Here is an 18,097-nt window from a genome sequence, read left to right on the forward strand (position 1 = left end):
AAAACGTCCATCCCGCGAACGTAGAATCCCGCTTTTCATCAGTGCCATCCGGCTGACAGGAACGAACCATGAAGAAAACCATCCTCCTTGCGTCCGTATGCGCCGCGCTGCTGCAAGCTTGCGCTCCGACTTCCTCTCCCCGCGAAGGATCGTCCTCCATGCCCACTACCGCCACCACGCCCGCCAGCCCTGAAGTGAGCCTGCCCGCCTACTACTGGCGCCTGGCTTCCGCCACCGATGCGGCGGGCAAGCCGATCGCCGCGCTGCAGGCCGGCGTCGAACACCAACTGCGCCTGTCGTTCACGCAGGACGCGCTGAATATCCGCGGCGGCTGCAACGCGCAGTTCGGCGGCTACACCTACACGAATGGCGTGCTGCGCGTGGCGAACCTCGCGTCGACCATGAAAGCCTGCGACCAAAGCCTGATGCGCCTGGACGCCGAAATCGGCCAGCGCATGAAGGGCGAACTGCGTGCCACGCTCAGCGGACAAGCATCCGAACCCGGGCTGGAACTGGTCGCGCAGGACGGCAGCGTGCTGAAGTTCGTCGGCGAACCGACGCCCGAGACCCTGTACGGCAGCGCCGGCGAAATCATGTTCCTGGAAGTCGCCGCGAAGAAGACCGAGTGCAGCCACCCGCTGATTCCCAACTATCAGTGCCTGATGGTGCGCGAGCGCCGCTACAACGACGCTGGCGTGCAGCAGCCCACCCAGGACAAGTGGCATCCGCTGTATCAGTCCATCGAAGGCTTCCAGCACCAGGACGGCGTGCGCACCGTGCTGCGCGTGAAGCGCTACGACTGGAAGAATCCGCCCGCGGATGCGCCCAAGCAGGTGTATGTGCTGGATATGGTGGTGGAGCAGGACGCGTCGCGCAAGTAGACTGCGCGCCGCAGTTTGCTGCAGGCCTCCCTCCCAATAAACGCGCCCTCGGGCGCGTTTTTTTCGTGCGGGTTGCTCTGGCGGGCCGGTGCGGCAGGAGTTTGACATTCATCACTTCACGGGTCGCGCCCGGATGGGAAAATTGCTACTGACGGTCACCCCCATCCGTGGGAACTACACGCAGCCATGAATACCTACCCCTTGCTGCTCATCCTGCACCTGCTCGCCGCCTTTCTTTTCGTCGGCACCGTCACCTTCGAGGTGCTGTTCCTGGAGCCCGTGCATAAACGTCTGCCACCCGAGGTGCGCCATGCGCTGGGCAGCCAGTTGGCGCCGCGGGTGCGAGCGGTGCTGCCGTGGTCGGTGGTGGTGTTGTACCTGGCCGGTCTGGGACTGGCCTGGCAGTACCGCAGCGCGCTTGCGGATCCATTCGCCTCGTCTTTTGGCATCCTGCTGTTGCTGAAGATCGCGCTGGCCTTGAGCGTGCTGGTTCATGTCGCCACGGCGTTGACCTTGGCGCGGCGCCAGCATCTGACCGGCGCCCTGAGCCGGCGCATGCATGTCAGCGTGTTCTGCCACATGGCGTTCATCGTGGTGCTGGCCAAGGCAATGTTCCACGTGTCTTGGTGAGCGCGCCTGCGGCCGGGGTTGCGCGGCAGCGCGGCTAGGCCGGCAAGGCTCGGATTGGGTCATGGATAGGTCCGATAGGCGATCAGGATTCGGCGGATGATCTGTCATTTTCCCGAGCCGGACTTAGCGCGCCAGCCGCAGGCATTCCATGAAATACGCCGCATGTTCGGAGGCCAGCGCGGCATCGCGCCACACCATGCCGGTAATGCCCCGGCTGCGCATCGCCAGCGGCAATACCTTGATCATGTGCTGCTTGGCGAAATGTCGCGCCAGCCGCTCCGAGATCGGCAGCACCAGGTCGGATCCGTCCAGCAGCGCCAGGTTGACCAGCACCGACGACGATTCCACCTGATGCCAGGGCGCGGGCTGGCCGGCCAGCGCCAGTTCGTAATCGATGCGGATCCGCATCGGTGTTGAAGCGCCGGGCGCGATCCAGGGGTATTCCTGCACATCTTGCCATGTCACCTTGCGCTTGTGCGCGAGCGGATGCGCCGTGCCCACGGCCAGGCAAATGGGTTCGCCGTACAGCTCTTCGTAGTGCAGGTTGCGGGGCAGCGAATGCTGTTCCAGGCGGCCGACCAACACATCGAATGTGCCTTCCTGCACCAGCGGGAGCAGATGGTCCAGGGTGTTTTCGGCCAGCCGCAGCAGTACGCGAGGATAGCGTTCGCGAAAGCGTTGGATGCTGGGCGGCAGCAGCACCGGCGCGATATTGGGCGTGACGCCCACCGCCAGCGTTCCGGTGGCGCCGCGGGCAAGTTGCGCCATGGTGTCCTGGGCGCGTCCCAGCTTGCCCAGGATTTCGCGCGCATGGGTGCGCAGTTCCAGCCCGTAGGGCGTGGGCTCGATGCCTCGCGCGTGGCGGTCGAACAGCGTCAGGCCGATGTCTTCTTCCAGGTCTTTCAGCCACTTGGACAGCGCGGGCTGCGTGATATTCAGCTCCGAGGCAACCTGGCTCAGATTGCGGGTGTCGCACAGGCGCACCAGGATGGCCAGGTGGCGCAGGCGGATGCGATGAGTCCAGTCCATGCAGACGTCCCTCAGACATAAATTCAGGGTTATGGCTCGGTAATATTAATTCATTATCAATTTATGTCTCGCCTAACCATAATGGCCACAAAACAGAGTCCAGCCGGTGCAAAGCCGGCGGCGAGGAGACACGATGCAGCCGAATTTCCTGCTATTCATCACGGATCAGCAGCGCGCGGATCATCTGGGCAGTTATGGCAACGCCATGCTGCGCACGCCGGCGCTGGACGCACTGGCGGAGCAGGGGTGGTCGGCGGACCGTTTCTACGTGGCGTCGCCCATCTGCATGCCCAATCGCGCCACCTTGATGACCGGCCGCATGCCCTCGGTGCACGGCGTGCGCCACAACGGCATCCCCTTGTCGCAGCGCGCGACCACCTTTGTCGACCGCTTGCGCGGCGCGGGCTACGCGACGGCGCTGATCGGCAAGTCACATCTGCAGAATATGACGGGCAAGCCGGCGGTCTGGCCGCCCGCCGGCGACGGCGCGCGGGGCGAGGCGTGGGTTGCCGAGCCCGGCAACTATGACCAGGAATGGGGACCGCTCTGGCGCACAGACCCCGCCCATGACCTGGACACCCCGTTTTATGGTTTCGAGCGCGTGGCGCTCGCGGTTGACCATGGCGACCAGGTCTGGGGCCATTACGAACGCTGGCTGGCGCGAGAGCACCCGGAAGCGCGGCGCCTGTGGGGCCCTGAACATGCCATGCCAGCGCCCGGCTATGTGCTGACCGAGCATCACCAGGCCTGGCGCACCCGTGTGCCGGAAGAATGCTCCACCACGGCATACATAGGCGACCAGACCATTGCGCAATTGCGCGAGCATGCCGCGGGTGGCAAGCCATTTTTCATCCAGTGTTCGTTTCCCGATCCGCACCACCCCTTCACGCCGCATGGCAAGTACTGGGATATGTACCGCCCGGAGGACGTCCTGCTGCCGGAGTCCTTTCATGCCTGCGTCTCTACCGGGCGCCAGATACCGCCCCATGTGGCCTGGCTGCATCGGCAGCGGGACGAAGGCAAGGCCGTCAAGCATACGCCCGCCATCTTCGCCTGCACCGAGCGCGAGGCGCGCGAAGCCATCGCGCTGAACTATGGTTCCATCAGCCATATCGACGCCACCATCGGCCGGGTCATGCAGGCATTGCGCCAGACCGGGTTGGACGACAACACCGTCGTCATCTTCACCAGCGACCACGGCGACTACTTCGGCGACCATCAATTGCTGCTCAAAGGGCCGGTCCACTACCAAAGCCTGATCCGCACGCCATTCATCTGGCGGGATCCGCAGGCCGCGCCTGCCGCCGCGCGCAGCCAGGCGTTGTGTTCGACCGCCGACATCGCCGCGACAGTGCTGGCGCGCGCTGGCTTGCCTGCCTACAACGGCATGCAGGGCGCGTCCTTGCTGCCGCTCATGTCCGGCGAGGCGGAGCGCGTGCGCGATGCGGTTTTGATCGAGGAAGAGGGGCAACGCACCATGTTCGGCTTCCCTGGCCGCACCCGCATGCGCACGCTGCAAACGCCGCGCCACCGGCTCAGCGTCTATGCCGATGCCGCCTGGGGCGAACTCTACGACCTGCGCGAAGACCCGCACGAGCTGCGCAATCTGTGGGACGACCCCGCGGCCGGCTCGCTGCGCGCTGAACTGCTGCTGGAACTGTCGCGCAGCATGATCCGCCACGCCGAGAGCAGTCCGCATCCTTCGGCCATCGCCTGACCACTCGCAGAGACGCTGGCCCACCGGCCAGCCCATCCAGGAGAAAAGCATGATCAAGTCCTTGCTGTTCTGTGCGGCGCTGCTCGTGGCCGGAACCTCATCCGCCATCGCTTCGGATTACCCCTCGCGCCCGGTCCGCCTCATTGTCAACTTTCCGCCCGCGGGTCCACTGGACCTTGAAGCGCGCGCCCTCGCGCAGCATGCGGGCAAGCTCCTGGGCCAGACGGTCGTCGTTGAAAACCGCTCTGGCGCGTCCGGCAACATCGGCGCGCAAACGGTAGCGCAAGCTGCACCCGATGGCTACACGCTGTTGATGACGCTGGACACGCTGATGACCGTCAACCCCTACATCTTCAAGGGACTGGACAAGGACGTCACGCAGAGGCTGGAACCGCTGAGCCTGGCGGGATCCTTCGGCCTTGCGTTGGCGGTGCGCCCTGAGCTCGGTATCAATACGCTGGATGACTTTCTGCGGTATGCCAAGACAAATCGCATCACCTATGCTTCTGCCGGCTATGGCAGCCCGGGCAATCTTGCCTTCGAGAAACTCAGGCTCGCGGCGGGCATGGAAGTCGCGCATGTGCCTTATCGCGGCAACGCGCCGGCTGTGAATGCCTTGCTGGGCGACCAGATTCAGGCCGCATTCCTGGCCACCCCCGGCGTCCTGCCGCATGTGCGTGCGGGAAAGCTGAAAGCGCTGGCGGTGTCGGGCAAGGAACGCGATGCCGACCTGCCCGAGGTGCCTACCGCCGCGCAGTCCGGCGTGGCGGCGCTGAAGAACTACGACGTGTCCTTCGCCTTCCTGGTGATGGCGCCCAAGGGCACCCCCAAGGAGATCGCGGACGTCTGGGACAAGACGCTGGCCAAGGTGTACGCCATGCCGGAGTTCCAGCAGAGCATGGCCGGGCTGGGCATGCGCGGGCCCTTCGCGGGCAAGGCGCAGGCGCAGGAATGGGTCGACAGGGAGGCGAAAGGCTGGAAAGAAGTGATCGAGAAGGCGGGGATACGCGGCGAGTAGGGGGTAACACAGGCGTCAGCCAGGTCTGCTAGACTGCCTCTACTCTTTGGGGAGTAGCCTCTTTGCGGTCCGGCCAGTTGCGCCCTGTTCCGTAAAGGCTTGCGTCAACATTCTTGGCTTTTGCAGCCATGGCGCAAGCGGCATTCAAGCTTGGCGAGACCACGGATTTTTCGCGCGACGCCGGGCGGCGCGGAAGGTCCGTGCGGTTCGCGCCCGGCAGGATCCTTCCTCAAATGAATGCCATCGCCATCATCGTTCTCGCGTTCGCCATGTCCACGGACGCCTTCGCCGCAGCCATCAGCAAAGGCGCCGCGCTGCACAAACCCAGATTCCCGGAAGCCTTGCGCACAGGGCTGATCTTCGGCGTGATCGAAGCCATCACGCCAGTGATAGGCTGGGGACTGGGCTCCGTCGCCGCTAAGTACGTGGTCGCCTGGGATCATTGGATCGCGTTTGCAATGCTCTGTGTCCTGGGGCTGCTGATGATACGCAACGGCTTCAAGGAAGAGGACGAAGACGCCGCGCCCGTCACCCGCCATTCATTCTGGTTGTTGGCCGCCACGGGCTTTGCCACCAGCATCGACGCGATGGCCGTGGGCGTGGGGCTGGCGTTCGTGGACGTGAACATCGTGGTGGCTGCCGCCGCGATCGGCCTGGCCACCACCTTGATGGTGACAATAGGCGTGATGCTGGGCCGGGCGCTGGGCAGCGTTGCCGGCAAGCGAGCCGAAATATTGGGCGGAATGGCATTGATGGGCATAGGCGCGGCGATCCTTTATGAGCATCTGAACGCCGCGGCTGCCTGATGCTCCCTGCGCAGGGCGGCCGCCGGTCTTGCGGCGCTACCCCTGTGCGCACCCGATCAGCTCGGAACGCGCGACGTCGAAGTTCCTGCACTCGGATTTCAGCCATTCGGAAAAGATCCGGGTGCGCCGCTCATCAGGCCGGCGCGACAGCAGCACGTAGCGCGCCGGCGCGGGCGCGTGCTTGCCGAACACGTCTACCAGCCGGCCGCTACGGATTTCGTCGTAGACCATCGCGCTGCGGCCGATCGCCACGCCCTGATGATTCAGCGCGGCGCCGATGGCAAGGCTGGCCAGGTTGAATTGCGGCCCGTCCAGGTGATGCAGCCAGCCGGGTTGATGCGCTTGCAGCCAGGTGCGCCATTCGATGAATTCCGCGGCGCCTACCCACGGCGTCGCGTCGTGGAGGAACTCGACGCCGTCGAGTGATTGGCCGGTGCGAAACGCGGGGTGCGCGGCCAGGTATTCGGGCGTGGCGACCACCAGCAAGTATTCGTCCAGCAGGGCATCCGCTTGCAGATGGCTGTAGCGCGCTGGGTCGTAGCGGACGGCGAGGTCTATGTCTTCTTCGTCCATCAGCTTGCGGTCCAACGGTTGGAACTCCGCCTTCAACCGCACCGACACGTCCGGCTGCAAGCGATGGAATTCCGTCAGGCGCGGCATCAGCCATTGCAGCGCGAACGACGGCAGGCAATTGACCTGCAGCGCGGAAGTGGGCAAGCCCAGCCGCTCGATTTCGTGTTGGATATCGCCCAGCGCGCGGTTGACCGTTGCGAACAGCGACTCGCCCTTGGGCGTGAATTTCAAGCCGCGCTGCCGGCGCACAAACAGCAGGTAGCCCAGGCGGTCTTCCAGCTGCCGGATCTGCTGGCTCACCGCGCTTTGCGTGAGGTTCATGGCCGCCGCCGCCCTGGTGAAGCTGAGATGGCGGCCGGCCATGTCAAAACAGCGCAGGGCGCCCAGCAGCGTGGAGTCGAAATGGACTGGCATAAGTCAGGCTAATGGCTGAATTAGAAATGATCGCTATTCTTGCATGGCTCCTGAATCTACGATTTGCGCCGAACCATCAACCCGCAAGTCCATGATGACCGCAAAATTCGATCCTCAGCTATTAGAAAATCTTCAATCAAGAACGCCGTTGCTATGGCTCAACCCGGCTAGGGGAGGGCGCTTGCCCGGCTCCGCGCCGTCCCTGGCGCTGATCGACGAGGCCGAAAGCCGCCTGGCGCGTTGCGCGCCGCTGCTGGCCGCGCTGTTTCCCGAGCTTGCCGCCGCAGGCGGGCATATCGAGTCCCGGCTGATGGACGCCAAACCCCTGCATCTTGCGCTGGGTGCCGGTGAGGCGTCGGGAAACTGGTATCTCAAACGCGATGATGAGCTGCCTGTGGCGGGGTCGATCAAGGCGCGGGGCGGTTTTCACGAAGTGCTGGCCATTGCCGAGTCGATCGCGCTGGAGCATGGCCTGCTGCAGGACGCGTCAACGGACAGGCGCGTCCTGGCCACGCCGCAGGCCCGCGCCTTGTTCGGCCAGTACGCCGTGACCGTTGGCAGCACGGGCAACCTGGGCATGAGCATCGGCGTCATGGCGGCCGCGTTGGGATTCGATGCCGTGGTCCACATGTCCGCCGATGCCAAGGAATGGAAGAAGGACCGGTTGCGCCAGCGCGGCGTGCGCGTGGTGGAGCATGCCGGCGATTACGCCGAGGCCGTCGCGGCCGGGCGGGCCCAGGCGCTCGCCGCGCCCCGCAACCATTTCGTCGACGACGAGCAATCCGAGCTACTGTTTTTCGGCTACGCCGCCGCGGCGCGCGGACTGGCGGCTCAGCTGACCGAAGCGGGGCGCGTAGTCGATGCGGACCACCCGTTGTTTGTGTATATCCCTTGCGGCGTCGGCGGCGCGCCAGGTGGCATCAGCCATGGCCTGAAAGCGCTGTTCGGCCCTCACGTGCATTGTTTTTTCGCCGAGCCCGTCGCCTCGCCCTGCGTACTGGTGCAATTGGCCTCGGGATCGGATACCCCTGTGTCGGTCTACGACCTTGGCCTGGACAACCGCACGGAGGCCGACGGCCTGGCCGTTGGCCAGGCTTCTGAATTGGTGACCGCGTTGATGGGGCCGCAGCTTGGCGGTGTCTTCACCGTGTCGGATGACGAGCTTTACCTGAACCTGCTTGCCTTGAAAGACATCCTGGGCGTCGAGGTCGAACCATCGGCCGCCGCCGGCGTCTCGGGACCGAGGTGGCTGCTCGGCTCAGCCGCGGGGCAGTCGTATACGCAGGGTATCGAGATGTCCCAGGCCACCCACGTCATCTGGACTACCGGCGGATCGCTGGTCCCTTCCGACGCGCTGCGCGGCTTCCAGGAGCACGCGAGGCAGTTCTGCTTGCGCCGCGCTGCCACGTAAAATGCTCATCCGCATTACTTGCCGAAGTACTGCTTGAACCAGAGCTGAGCGTCGTATGGTGATTGCTGCCCGCTGCTCAAACGGCATAGCTTCGAGGGGTTGGCATCAGCGGCTCTGCTCTTGCCAACTAGCGTCCAGCTCTTGGAATCAGGATTGTTGAATACCTCCATTTCCCACTGCGCGTTCGTCGCCGTTACACCTGTGGGGAGCTGCTTCGCAATATTGACGAGCGCACTTTTGACGCGAAAGCCATAGTCACAGACCGGTTCCTTGTAGAGGCCAAGGTCATCGCGTTCGCGTTCCCATTCTGCTGCCAGGGAGTCCCCCACCGTAAGAACACTGAACGCCATAGCGAGCAGGGCGGACTTGCAGAAGATTCTCGGCATCGCGGCTTACTCCAGGCGTTTCAGTCTTGGTGCGATTCTTGCCATCGCGTTTACTTGCGGTCAAGCAGGTGCGCGGATGAATCCGAAGGTAGTAATCCGGTTGCGCGGCTTCCAGGAGCACGCGAGGCGCCTGGTGCCGTCCCGTGCTCCCTCTCAGTCGGTGACCAGATAGGCCTGTCCGTCCGGCTTCAGATAAGGCGCCAGTTCCTTGAATGGCACGCTGGCATGCGTGCCCAGGCACGCACCCGCAGCGTGGCCCACGCCGGACACGGACAGGCTCAGCGCGCCGGGCGCCTGGACGCCCAAGGCCAGATAGTCGGGCCACAGATCCGCGCAATCTTCCAGATTGGGACGATCCTCGGATGGCGCGGTTTGCGTTCCCGCCTTGACCGCCTGTGATACCAGGCCGAGCAACGCAGGGCTCTTTTCACCGCCCGGGAAGCGCTTGCCCAGCGCATACGCGTCGAACACCCGATTCCAATCCAGGTATTCGCCGCGCAGCAGGTCGAACGTGTAGGGTTCGAAATGGTTGTAAGGGTGGGCGCCGCCGCAGTCCAGGCTGCCCGACTCGGTCACCGTCATCAGCGCGCGGGACAGCCAGCTGACGTTGACGGCTTCTTCGTCGAACCCGCCCAGCGTGCCCGCGCCAGGATTGCCGCTGGTGTACGCGGACGCCATGCAGTCCAGCGCACCCAGGCTCTTTTGCCAATGGCGTTGTTCGAGCAGGTAGTTGATGCGCTGGAGAACCTGCGCATCGGGGTGCCGGCTCAGCCGGGGATACGTGAATTTGGTGCGCGGGTCGCGCCACAGGCGATAGGCCACCGGGCCGCTGCCCGTTTCTTTGCCGACGGGCTCGGAATGTCCGGCCAGCTTCAGGGTTTCGTAGGGCGCGCGATGGATGTTGATGCCCGCATGGAGGTCGATGTCGCTGGGATTCAGCTGCTTGGCTCGGGCCTGCCCGCGGTCTTTTTCCAGCTGGTCCGTGTCGTATTGGGCGACCGGCTTCAGGTCGAAGCGGCGTTGCCGACCCGTGCCGGCGTCGACCCAGAGTCCGCGGTAGCCGTTGGTGTCACGGATGCCTTGCCAGGTTGCCGCGGGCAGCGCTTGCCTGGAGCCCTGAGGGGCTTCCCCATAGGGCTTCGGCTCGACCAAATCTTTGGCGGTGCCGCGCAAGGGGATATCCACGCCATGCCGGGCGTAGAAGTAGCGTCCGGTCAATACGCCGTCGGTGCTTGCTTCGGTATCCAGTTCGAGCACCACGTCACCCGCGCCCTGCAATGTTCCCGTATAGACGATGCGTTGGGCGGCGGCAGCGTGTGTGGGGGGCAAGGACAGCATGGCCAGCGCGAGCGCCGGGAGCAGGGTGCGGTGCATGCGGGAGCGTGGTCGAATCATCTGAGGCGTACGGCCCAAGGGGAGTCGGCTGAATATACCGGAACCATCAGCCCAGCAGCGCGGCCGCCTTGCCGCCCGCAAGCATTTGATCGAAGAGACTCTCGAGGCTTGGGGCCATTTCACTGACAGCCTCGAACTCCGGCTCGGCGCCGTGTACGACCGCGCCCGAAACCCGGTCCAGCGCCAGAAACTCATACTCGCCGTCCACGCTCATGAAGAGTGGCACATGGCGCGCCCAGAACGTTTCGACCATTTGGCGGTCGGCGTCGCTGATGGCGGCTTCCAGGCTGATGTCGCGAAAGGTGTCCTGATCGAAGGCGCTCTCGGCGGTTCCGGCATAGTCGGTTGCGCTGAGGAACCAGCGCGTGTCGTCCGCGCTGGACAGCTGCGTGAACAAGGACAGGAATACCGCATGGGCTTCGCTGCCTGCGGGGGAGGCCGGGATGACGGCACGGGGTGCTGTACGCAGTACCGTCCAGCCGCGGGCCGAAAGATGGTCCAGGAAGCGTTCGTGCAATAGGTTCATCAGGCTCGCCCCGGTTATCGCGTTGCCGCGATGTTCGCGCGCGGCACTCGCGCGCGCAAGGCCTGCTCCAGTTGGCCCAATCCCACATCGCCGCAACCTACCAGCGTCAGCTCCTTCAATTGAGGCAGCGCATCCAGCACGCCTATGTCCTCAATCCGTTTGCAATACTGAATGTCCAGCCTTTCCAAGTCGGGGAGCATCGCAATGGGAGCTATCGTCTGCAGCATGCCCTGGTTCTTCAGCCGTAGCGAGCGCAATTGGCTCAGCTGTTCGATGCCGGACAGGGTTTTCATTCCACGGCCGGCGAGCAGGCCTAGTGCCAACAGCGGCAATCCGGCGATGCGATCGAATAGGGACGAATCGAATGGCACGGTCCAGAGATTCAGCTCCATGAGTGATAGTCGCATGGCGTGATCGAGCAGCGCGCCACGCCGGTCTGGCACCGTCGATAGCGATATCAAGGCGGGGAAGTCTTCCGGATCGAACCGTAACGTTGCGTTCACGGTCAGCGACTCCAGCCCGGGCATAGGGCCGCCCTGCCAGTGGTAAGTCCCTGATTCGGGATGGATGGAAAGGTGGCGCAGGCTGGCGGGCAGCATGTCTGCGTGCAACGCCGTCAGGATATCGGCGGCAATGGCGCCGGGACCGATGGATAGATGGACCAGGGACGGCAACTGGGCGATGAGCGAGGGTAGTTCGCGCAGCGGATCGCCATGTGGCGCCCAAAGATGCGCGTCTTCGATCGACGCCAGGGTGGCGGCATCCGGCGGGGCATCGTAGAGCACGATGCGGTCATCCGGATTGGGGACCTGCGGGAGCTGGCGGCTGTGCATGACGCGCCAGGTCTGTTCGCGGGCCGGGCGCGGCTTGGAAAAGGGGATGAAGGACATGCTGCGTCCCAACGGGCCATGGCACGCCAGTTTACGACGTGAGCGCGCTCGCCTTGCGGCTGCGCGGCCACGATCACTACGCGTACCGCTTCGCGCCGGCCACGCAGACCACTGCCGCGAGGGTCACGATCAGCATGGTCCAACTCACATTCTCATGCAGCAGGGCCGCCGCCAGCCCCAAGCCCATGAATGGCTGGAACAGCTGCAATTGCCCCACGGCTGCAATCCCGCCTTGCGCGAGCCCGCGGTACCAGAACACAAAGCCGATGAGCATGCTGAAGAGAGACACATAGGCGAAGCCGAGCCAGGCCGGCGTGCCGACCTGCGCGAACGAGGCCGGCATGGTGAGCAGCGCGATCGGCAACATGATGGGCAGCGACAAAACCAGGGCCCAGCTGATGACCTGCCAGCCGCCCAGTTTGCGGGAGAGCTTGGCGCCTTCGGCGTAGCCCAGGCCGCAGACGATGATGGAGGCGAGCATGAGCAGGTCGCCCGTGGGCGAAGCCTCCAGTCCGCCCCACGCGGCATAGCCCGCCACGCAGCCGGCACCAATGATGGAGAACATCCAGAACGGTGGACGCGGACGTTCGCCGCCGCGTATGACCGCGAAGATGGCCGTGCTGAGCGGCAGCAGGCCGAGAAAGACAATGGAGTGGGCCGAAGTGACGTGCTTCAGGGCCAGCGCCGTCAGCAAGGCAAAGCCGACCACGACTCCCAATGCCGTCAGCGCAAGGGAGGGAAGGTCGGAGAGGGTCGGCCTGCGTTGGCGCAGCAACAGCAAGAGCGCCAGGCCCAGCAGACCTGCGATGGCGGCTCGCGCGCAAGTCAGGAAGACGGGATCCAGGTCTGCCACCGCCACCCGGGTCGCAGGCAAAGATCCTGCAAAGATGACGACGCCGATAAAACCGTTTACCCAGCCGCTGGTGGCCTTTTCCATCTGAAGCTCCTTGATACCGGGCTTCAGTACAGCACGGAGGCCCCAGGGAGTCTACGCACAATCCAGTACAATTTCAAGAAACTGTTATGCAATGGTAGCCAGTACAGCGGAGAACTCCATGGCGCGCGGCGGCACTCTCATCAAGAAGGTCATGAGCGAGATCCAGGGGCGGATTGCGGCGCGCACCGCGCTGCCCGGCGCCCGCTTGCCGTCGGTGAGGATGCAGGCCAAGGCGCTGGATGTGTCGGTGTCCACCGTGGTTGAGGCCTATGAGCGGCTGGCGGCCGAAGGGGTGCTGGTGTCGCGTCCCGGTTCCGGTTTCTATGTGGCGGGGCACGTGGCGCCTTTGGCGCTTACCGAGATGGGGCCCAAGCTGGACCGCGAAGTGGATCCGCTCTGGGTTTCGCGCCAGTCGCTGTCGGCGGATTCGGATACGCTGCGGCCGGGCTGCGGCTGGCTGCCCATCAGCTGGATGTATGAAGAAGGGCTGCGTCGCGCCATGCGTGGCATGGCGCGGGCCGACACCGGCGAGCTGACCGAATATGGCACCCCATTGGGCCATCCCCCCTTGAGACAGCTGCTGGCGCGCCGGATGGCGGGCATGGGAATAGAGGCCGGGCCCGAGCAGATCATGCTGACCGATTCGGGCACCCAGTCCATCGACCTGATTCTGCGCTTTCTGCTGGAACCCGGGGATACCGTGCTGGTGGACGATCCTTGCTACTTCAACTTCCATGCGCTGTTGAAGGCGCACCGCGTCAAGGCGGTCGGGGTGCCATACACGCCGAACGGTCCGGACGTCCGGGCGTTCGAGGCGGCGTTGCAGGAACATGCTCCGCGTCTGTACATCACGAACTCGGGCGTCCACAACCCCACGGGGGCGACGCTATCGCCCCTGACCGCGCATCGTTTGCTGAAGCTTGCGGAGGATTCCGAGCTGGTGATCGTCGAAGATGACATCTTCGCGGATTTCGAGAGCACGCCTGCACCGCGCCTGGCCGCGTTCGACGGGCTGTCGCGGGTCATCCACATCGGCAGCTTTTCGAAGACCGTATCGGCGTCGGTGCGCTGCGGGTACATCGCCGCGCGCTCGGACTGGATGGAAAGCCTGACCGATCTGAAACTCGCCACCACCTTTGGCAGCAGCCGGCTGGCGGCTGACATCATCTTCAGGACCTTGACTGGCAGCGGTTACCGCAGGCACATGGAGTCGACCCGGCTGCGTCTGGCGCAGCAAATGGACCGGACCGCCGCGAGGCTGCAGAAGCTTGGCGTCCAGCCCTGGCTGATGCCCCGCGCGGGGATGTTCCTGTGGTGCCGCCTGCCGGAGGGCAAGGACGCGGCGACAGTCGCCCGGCGTTGCCTGCAGGACGGCGTGGTGGTGGCGCCCGGCAATGCGTTCAGCCAGTCCTTGGCTGCCGGGGACTTTTTGCGGTTCAACGTTGCGCAGTCCACGGACGAGCGCGTGTTCACCGTGCTGGGCAAGGCGCTGAGCGCGGCGTGACGGCTCACTGCCCGCGGCGCAGGCGGCGACATGATCTCGGCGGCAATCACGCGCGCGACGAAGTCGTTTGGTACCTGGCATGAACCGCCGCGACGGGGCCGCATGGCGGGCGGTATAGTCAAAGGCTCTCTTTCCGACGGGAGTGCCTCATGCAGACCAATGAAATCCATCGCGGCCGGCTGATCGATCACATCCAGCTGGTGGTACGGGACCTGGCGGCCAGCCAGCGGTTCTATCAGGCGGTTTTCGATGCGTTGAAGGTGCCCATGGGCGGCACGGGCGACAGCTACTTCTGGGCGGACGAACTGTTCGTGTCCACCGCCGACAGCAAGGCCGCGGCGGGGCAACTGACCGGCCGCCATCACCTGGCGTTCCAGGCACAGGATCAGGCGATGGTCGATGCCTTTTACCAGGCGGCATTGGCCCATGGGGGCAAGGACAACGGCGCGCCGGGGTTCCGGGACTATCACCCTGGGTACTACGGGGCCTTCGTGCTGGATCCCGACGGCAACAATATCGAAGCCGTGTTCCACGGCGAGGCCAAGCGCAGCGCGCCCTCGGTCAAGGTGACATTCTGACCGGGTCGCGAATTGACCGGGTCGCGAGTTGACCGGGTCGCGAGTTGACCGGGTCGCGAATTGACCGGCGCCCCGGCGTCAAACCCCCAGGTAGGCGCGGCGCAGCCCTTCATCGGCCAGCAGCTCGGCGCCAGGCCCGGACATGACGATTTCGCCGTGCTCCAGCACATAGCCGCGGGCGGCCATGCTGAGCGAACGGTGCACATCCTGCTCCACCAGCAGGATGGTGATACCCCGCGCATTGATCAGCGGCAGCTTGTCGAAAATGTCCTTGACCATGATGGGCGCCAGCCCGATGGACGGCTCGTCCAGCAGCAGGAGCTTGGGCGACGTCATCAGGGCGCGGCCGATGGCCAGCATCTGCTGTTCGCCGCCGCTGAATGACCGTGCCAGTTGGCGGCGGCGCTCGCGCAGGCGCGGGAACAGCTGGTAGACCCAGTCCAGGTTGTCCCGGCTGCGGCGCTTGTCGCGCAGCACGTCGGCGCCGACCAGCAGGTTGTCCTCGACGTCCATGTGGCCGAACAGGCGGCGGCCCTCCATGACCTGGGCCATGCCCAGGCGGGCCACCAGGTGCGCGGGCAGACCGCTGATGCGTTCGCCCAGGAAGCGGACCTCGCCTGCCAGCGCGGGCAGGGAGCCCATGACGGTGCGGATCAGCGTGCTCTTGCCGGCGCCATTGGCGCCGACCAGGCTGACGATCTCGCCTTCATCCACGCGCAGGTCCACGCCGCGCAAGACCTGCACGTCGCCGTAGCCGGCGTCCAGTTGACGGATCTCCAGCATCAGGCGGCCTCCCCCAGATAGGCGCGCACCACCAGCGGGTCGTTGGCGACCTGCTGCGGCAGGCCATCGGCGATTTTGCGCCCCTGTTGGATGACGACGATACGGTCGGACAGTTGCATGATGGCCTTCATATTGTGTTCGATCACCAGGACGCTGATGCCGTCGCCGCGCAGCGACAGGATCAGCGCCACCATTTCCTCGGTCTCCACCGGCGTGAGGCCAGCCATCACTTCATCCAGCAACAGCAGCCGGGGCTGAGTGGCCAGCGCCTTGGCGACTTCCAGCCGCTTGCGGCCCGACAGCGTGAGGGTGCGCGCGACCTGGTGCTCCCGTCCGGCCAGGCCGACGCGTTCCAGGACGGCCTGCGCGATTTCTTCTGCCTGGGCTGGTGCGCGATGGCGCAGGAAGGCGCCGATCATGGCGTTCTCCAGAACGGTCATGTCGCCAAAGGGCTTGACGATCTGGAAGGTGCGCGCAAGTCCCGCCGCGCAGATGCGCGCCGGATCCTGACCGTTGATGCGAGCGCCGTTAAAGCGGATTTCGCCGCTGCTGGGCGGCACGAAGCCCGAGGCCATTGCGAACAAGGTGGTCTTGCCGGCACCATTGGGGCCGATCAGGCCCACGATCTCGTCCGCGCCGACGGCGAAGCTGACCTCGTCCGAGGCCCGCACGCCGCCGAAGTTGCGGCTGACGCTGTGGAATTCAAGCAGGTTCATCGCGTGCCTCCCATGGCGGGGCCGGCGGCCTTGACCGGCGAGCTGGCGCCGCGTGCGGGCACGCTGGCGCGGCGCGCCAGTATGGCCATCAGCCCGCGCGGCTCCCAGCGGATGACGATCATCAGCAAAAGACCGTACAGCATCATGTCGGCGCCGACCATGCCCCCGGTGAGAGAGCGCGCCAGTTCCTCGCCCGGCAACAGGAGCAAGGCGCCCAGCACCGGTCCCCACAATGTGCCGCGTCCGCCGATGATGCAGACCACGGCGATCACCACGCTCAGGTTGGCGCCGAAGACCTTGTCCGGGCTGATGTAGAGCACGAACTGTGCATAGAAGGTGCCGCCCAGCGCGGTCATGGCGGCGCTCAGCATGGCGGCCGTCAACTTGTAGCGCCGCACCGGCACGCCCAGCGCCATCGCCGCATCCTGGTCATTGCGCACCGCCGTCAGGCAATAGCCGAAGCGGCTGCGCAGCACGTGGCGGTTGATCAGCAACGCGGCGATGGTGAAGACCAGTGCCACGATGTAGTAGTAGGCCTTGCCGGTGTGCTGGAAGTACAGCGGCGCATCGCGCAGCAGCGTGACCTCCATGCCGCGCGGCCCGCCCAGCAGGGTGTCGGCGTTTTCCACCAGGGTCTTGAGCACCATGCACGAGGCGATGGTGGCCAGCGCGAAGTAGGCACCGCGCAACTGCAGGCAGGACAGTCCCACGATCAGGGCGGCGCCCATGGCGACGACGGCGCCCGCCCACATGCCCAGCCATGGGCTGATGCCCAGGTTCACGAACAGCCAGGTGGAGGTGTAGGCGCCCAGCCCGAAGTAGGCGGCGTGGCCGAGCGAGAGCTGGCCGGCGATGCCGCCCAGGATGTTCCACGACAGCGCCAGGTAGGCATACAGCAGCGTCATGGCGCCGACCGACAGCAGGTACTGGTTGCCGCTGGCAAGCGGCAGCAGCGCAAGCACGGCCAGCGCGGCAATGCCGGCCGCCGACGTCATATTTTTCTTGGCCATCATTCGTTCTCCACGCCGAACAGCCCGCTGGGCCGGAAATACATGGTGGCGAGAAACAGCAGGAAGATAAGCGCCTCGGCGTAGGTGATGGGGATCAACTGGCTACCCACGGATTCCAGTACGCCGACCAGGATGCCGCCCCAGAACGCACCGGCGACGGAACCGATGCCGCCCAGCACGACGATGACGAAGGCGCGCAGGCCGAAGATGTCGCCGACGAAGGGATTGACCGGGTAAAGCGGCAACAGCAGGGCGCCCGCCGCCCCGAGTACGAGCAGCCCGATGGCGAACGACAGCCGGTAGACGCGGGTGCTGTCGATGCCCAGCACGCTGGCGGCTTCGCGGTCCTGGCCCGTGGCGCGGATGGCGCGGCCGGTGCGCGTATGGCGCAGGAACAGCACCAGGGCGGCGGTAATCAGGCAGGCGAAGAACAGGCCGGCGATCTGGGGATAGGTGAAGATCAGGTCGCCGGGCATCCAGACTTCATTGGCCCAGGGCGCATCGATGGTGCGGCTGTCGGGCCCGGCCAGCGCGAGGAACGCGTTGTCCAGGAAGATCCACAGGCCGGTGGTGAAGATCAGCACGCCGATCGGCTCGCGCGAGGTCTCCTTGCGGTAGATGCCGTCGATCAGCCAGCGCTGACAGGCGTAGCCGACCGCGAACAGCACCGCGGCCGTCAGGGGCATGGCGGCCAGCGGATGCAGACCGAAATGGCTGGTCAGCGCAAAGCAGACATACATGGACATCATCAGGAAGGCGCCATGCGCGAAGTTGATGATCTTCATGACGCCGAACTGCAGGCTGAGCCCGAGCGCGATCAGTCCGTAGACGGCGCCGCTGGCGATACCGCCCAGCAGCGCCTGGAGTAGGGTAGTGGTCAAGGAAAGGCTCCT

At 65.1% G+C, this 18,097-nt stretch carries 19 protein-coding genes and 1 riboswitch; of the genes, 8 read left to right on the forward strand and 11 right to left on the reverse strand.

Going from position 1 to position 18,097, the window contains the following annotated elements:
* Nucleotides 1–158: 158 nt before the first annotated feature.
* Complete coding sequence (locus VCS63_RS08945) at nt 159–881, forward strand: META and DUF4377 domain-containing protein (protein ID WP_076815942.1); 723 nt, start codon at nt 159–161, stop codon at nt 879–881.
* A gap of 186 nt (nt 882–1,067) precedes the next feature.
* A complete protein-coding gene (locus VCS63_RS08950; protein WP_308022908.1) occupies nt 1,068–1,511 on the forward strand; it encodes a hypothetical protein in 444 nt (147 codons plus the stop codon).
* Between the two features lie 123 nt (nt 1,512–1,634).
* Here VCS63_RS08950 and VCS63_RS08955 read toward each other — a convergent pair whose 3' ends face one another.
* On the reverse strand, nt 1,635–2,540 hold the full coding sequence (locus tag VCS63_RS08955) for a LysR family transcriptional regulator (RefSeq protein WP_042796699.1): 906 nt from the start codon (nt 2,538–2,540) through the stop codon (nt 1,635–1,637).
* Nucleotides 2,541–2,673: 133 nt separating this feature from the next.
* Between VCS63_RS08955 and VCS63_RS08960 the strand changes: the two genes are divergently transcribed.
* From VCS63_RS08960 to mntP, 3 genes are all read left to right on the forward strand, one after another.
* Entirely contained in the window at nt 2,674–4,257 is a 1,584-nt protein-coding gene (locus VCS63_RS08960) for a sulfatase (protein WP_238912864.1), read from the forward strand.
* 49 nt (nt 4,258–4,306) lie between these two features.
* Complete coding sequence (locus VCS63_RS08965) at nt 4,307–5,275, forward strand: tripartite tricarboxylate transporter substrate binding protein (protein ID WP_323879356.1); 969 nt, start codon at nt 4,307–4,309, stop codon at nt 5,273–5,275.
* 36 nt (nt 5,276–5,311) lie between these two features.
* Nucleotides 5,312–5,501, forward strand: a riboswitch (yybP-ykoY riboswitch).
* Between the two features lie 7 nt (nt 5,502–5,508).
* Nucleotides 5,509–6,081: a manganese efflux pump MntP gene (gene mntP, locus VCS63_RS08970; RefSeq protein ID WP_238912866.1), complete on the forward strand. Its 573-nt coding sequence runs from the start codon at nt 5,509–5,511 to the stop codon at nt 6,079–6,081.
* A 36-nt stretch (nt 6,082–6,117) separates the two neighbouring features.
* Here the strand turns inward: mntP and VCS63_RS08975 are convergent, their stop codons facing one another.
* Nucleotides 6,118–7,068: a LysR substrate-binding domain-containing protein gene (locus tag VCS63_RS08975; RefSeq protein ID WP_323879359.1), complete on the reverse strand. Its 951-nt coding sequence runs from the start codon at nt 7,066–7,068 to the stop codon at nt 6,118–6,120.
* A gap of 91 nt (nt 7,069–7,159) precedes the next feature.
* Between VCS63_RS08975 and VCS63_RS08980 the strand changes: the two genes are divergently transcribed.
* Entirely contained in the window at nt 7,160–8,479 is a 1,320-nt protein-coding gene (locus VCS63_RS08980) for a D-serine ammonia-lyase (RefSeq protein ID WP_323879362.1), read from the forward strand.
* Nucleotides 8,480–8,493: 14 nt separating this feature from the next.
* On the opposite strand, the gene VCS63_RS08985 is transcribed toward VCS63_RS08980, so the two are convergent.
* The 5 genes from VCS63_RS08985 to VCS63_RS09005 all read right to left on the reverse strand — a co-directional run bounded on the left by VCS63_RS08985 (nt 8,494) and on the right by VCS63_RS09005 (nt 12,613).
* Complete coding sequence (locus tag VCS63_RS08985) at nt 8,494–8,865, reverse strand: hypothetical protein (RefSeq protein WP_112966531.1); 372 nt, start codon at nt 8,863–8,865, stop codon at nt 8,494–8,496.
* 153 nt (nt 8,866–9,018) lie between these two features.
* Complete coding sequence (locus VCS63_RS08990) at nt 9,019–10,239, reverse strand: hypothetical protein (protein WP_323879364.1); 1,221 nt, start codon at nt 10,237–10,239, stop codon at nt 9,019–9,021.
* Nucleotides 10,240–10,306: 67 nt separating this feature from the next.
* Complete coding sequence (locus VCS63_RS08995; protein WP_323879365.1) at nt 10,307–10,786, reverse strand: hypothetical protein; 480 nt, start codon at nt 10,784–10,786, stop codon at nt 10,307–10,309.
* Nucleotides 10,787–10,800: 14 nt separating this feature from the next.
* Complete coding sequence (locus VCS63_RS09000) at nt 10,801–11,676, reverse strand: leucine-rich repeat domain-containing protein (RefSeq protein WP_164793324.1); 876 nt, start codon at nt 11,674–11,676, stop codon at nt 10,801–10,803.
* A gap of 76 nt (nt 11,677–11,752) precedes the next feature.
* Entirely contained in the window at nt 11,753–12,613 is an 861-nt protein-coding gene (locus VCS63_RS09005; RefSeq protein WP_323879367.1) for a DMT family transporter, read from the reverse strand.
* A 118-nt stretch (nt 12,614–12,731) separates the two neighbouring features.
* Between VCS63_RS09005 and VCS63_RS09010 the strand changes: the two genes are divergently transcribed.
* Nucleotides 12,732–14,117: a PLP-dependent aminotransferase family protein gene (locus tag VCS63_RS09010; RefSeq protein WP_323879602.1), complete on the forward strand. Its 1,386-nt coding sequence runs from the start codon at nt 12,732–12,734 to the stop codon at nt 14,115–14,117.
* A gap of 149 nt (nt 14,118–14,266) precedes the next feature.
* Nucleotides 14,267–14,695 carry a VOC family protein gene (locus VCS63_RS09015; RefSeq protein WP_042796708.1) on the forward strand — a complete coding sequence of 143 codons (429 nt, stop codon included), beginning with the start codon at nt 14,267–14,269 and terminating at the stop codon, nt 14,693–14,695.
* 78 nt (nt 14,696–14,773) lie between these two features.
* Here the strand turns inward: VCS63_RS09015 and VCS63_RS09020 are convergent, their stop codons facing one another.
* The 4 genes from VCS63_RS09020 to VCS63_RS09035 are packed head-to-tail and all read right to left on the reverse strand — an operon-like array spanning nt 14,774 to nt 18,085.
* On the reverse strand, nt 14,774–15,478 hold the full coding sequence (locus tag VCS63_RS09020) for an ABC transporter ATP-binding protein (protein ID WP_042796709.1): 705 nt from the start codon (nt 15,476–15,478) through the stop codon (nt 14,774–14,776).
* A complete protein-coding gene (locus tag VCS63_RS09025) occupies nt 15,478–16,194 on the reverse strand; it encodes an ABC transporter ATP-binding protein (RefSeq protein ID WP_063642099.1) in 717 nt (238 codons plus the stop codon). The genes VCS63_RS09020 and VCS63_RS09025 overlap by 1 nt, the downstream gene beginning before the upstream one ends.
* The gene (locus tag VCS63_RS09030) at nt 16,191–17,207 is read right to left on the reverse strand and encodes a branched-chain amino acid ABC transporter permease (RefSeq protein ID WP_313379452.1); all 1,017 of its coding nucleotides are present in this window, start codon (nt 17,205–17,207) and stop codon (nt 16,191–16,193) included. The genes VCS63_RS09025 and VCS63_RS09030 overlap by 4 nt, the downstream gene beginning before the upstream one ends.
* On the reverse strand, nt 17,204–18,085 hold the full coding sequence (locus VCS63_RS09035; protein ID WP_063642097.1) for a branched-chain amino acid ABC transporter permease: 882 nt from the start codon (nt 18,083–18,085) through the stop codon (nt 17,204–17,206). Before VCS63_RS09035 ends, VCS63_RS09030 begins: the two co-directional genes overlap by 4 nt.
* Nucleotides 18,086–18,097: the final 12 nt, after the last annotated feature.

Source organism: Achromobacter sp. D10 (assembly GCF_035282245.1).
Taxonomy (GTDB): Bacteria; Pseudomonadota; Gammaproteobacteria; order Burkholderiales; family Burkholderiaceae_B; genus Achromobacter; species Achromobacter insolitus.